At 53.5% G+C, this 1,467-nt stretch carries 2 protein-coding genes; both read right to left on the bottom strand.

Features of this window, described 5'->3' with window-relative positions; genetic code table 11:
• Positions 1-185: 185 nt before the first annotated feature.
• Entirely contained in the window at positions 186-683 is a 498-nt protein-coding gene (locus FFS57_RS24950) for a DUF4265 domain-containing protein (RefSeq protein WP_137940516.1), read from the bottom strand.
• A partial coding sequence (locus tag FFS57_RS24945; protein WP_137940515.1) for an RHS repeat-associated core domain-containing protein occupies positions 667-1,467 on the bottom strand: 801 nt, incomplete at its 5' end. The genes FFS57_RS24945 and FFS57_RS24950, both read right to left, overlap by 17 nt.

Below are 1,467 nucleotides of genomic sequence, written 5' to 3'. Positions count from 1 at the left end.
AGATTGATCTGGGTCAGTTGTTGCTGGCTGTTGTACTGGAAGGCGTGTTTGACATTGCCGACCGTTTTCAGGGTCAGGTTGCCGTTCGGGTCGTATTGGTAGCTGGCCAGTACCTCGCCGCTGGCCGCAGTTATCCGCCGAAATCAACCACTCTGACCCCTACGATTCGGATTCGCAGCAACAGGTTATTCCCACCAGCACAATGGCTCACCCGTCGTCATGTCATATATGTTTGTGTATTGCCATTGAGCACCCGGAAACTCGTCAATAGCCATGGCAAAGATATTTTCAATGGCCGGGAAACCAGCCTCAACGGGTATGGTATAGACCATTAGGCCCATAGTCTGGCCGTCCAAGCGCCCCCCCAATTCAACAACTTTAGGCGTGATTCTGTTTGCCACACTTGTTGTAGCTTGTGGATCGTCCAATTCATTCTCGGAAAGATAGAACTGAACGGCAACATTACCTCCACGTGATACGACTTCAAATGTACCGACCTCGTTGTTGACGATTCGTATCGTGTCGCCTGCCGCTAGTTGCAACGCATATAAAGGGGATCGGAGTACCAGCCAATTTCCATCTCCCAGATGTTGTGCTGGAACAAGCTCAACTCCGCTTGTACCAGAGCCCTCCACAGCGACATTTACATGATCATGAGTCATCACTTTAGTCCGTTCTTCCATACGGTGCTCCACAACTTCCTCGCTCTGCGCAAGTCATTCCTAGTGATGGAGCGTTTCGATTGCCTTGGCTCAGATTGCAAGCTGCTCCCTCACATCGAAGATTCCCATCCGACAGGTCCCCTCCGCGTGATCGAGGCGTGATATGCCCGGTATGAACGTTTGCCGGGTTATTCGTCTTTTGTCCACATGTTGCGCACGTCCAGGAACCATCTGGATTCCGATCTCTGGCAAGTATTCGTTCGCGTGTCGCCGAATCGACCGGCTTACCGGCAGTGGGTGAGCCGATGGCAGATTTCTTCGCTCCCTTTGCGCCCTTGGCTGCCAAGATCAACCCTAGCTTATCCATCGTATCTGGATTAGCCAACGCACTGGCAACAGTCCCGGGAATCGCGTAGAGGGGATTGCCTGTTTCCTGTTGCTTTTGCGCCCAATGATCAGCCGCGCTCTGGGCTCGGTCAAGCGCAGCTTGGCTATCTTGCGCCTGTCTGGCCTCAAAATTGGCCATCATCGAAGTCAACATCTGCTTGCCGGGTTGTACGGCAAGTGGCGAATTGACATAGCTGGTCTGCCTGACCGGTTGCGGCTTCGCGGACGTCAACCCACTCGGGTCGATCAAGTTGATTGGATCACCATCCACATAGGCATAGGGATTCAGTCCACCCGCCAAGCCTGACGGATCACGCTGCGTAAACCGCCCAATACTCGGGTCATACCACCTTGCGCGGTAGTAGATCAGCCCCGCCACATCCGGTTCTCTTCCGGTGTAACCATACTGCGGAATGTC

The organism is Chitinivorax sp. B (assembly GCF_005503445.1).
GTDB lineage: Bacteria > Pseudomonadota > Gammaproteobacteria > Burkholderiales > SCOH01 > Chitinivorax.
This window is presented reverse-complemented; position numbering and strand designations above follow the sequence as displayed.

Excerpts from the sequence above, each read along its gene's own strand:
- FFS57_RS24950 (WP_137940516.1), bottom strand. The coding sequence starts at position 683 with ATGGAAGAACGGACTAAAGTGATGACTCATGATCATGTAAATGTCGCT.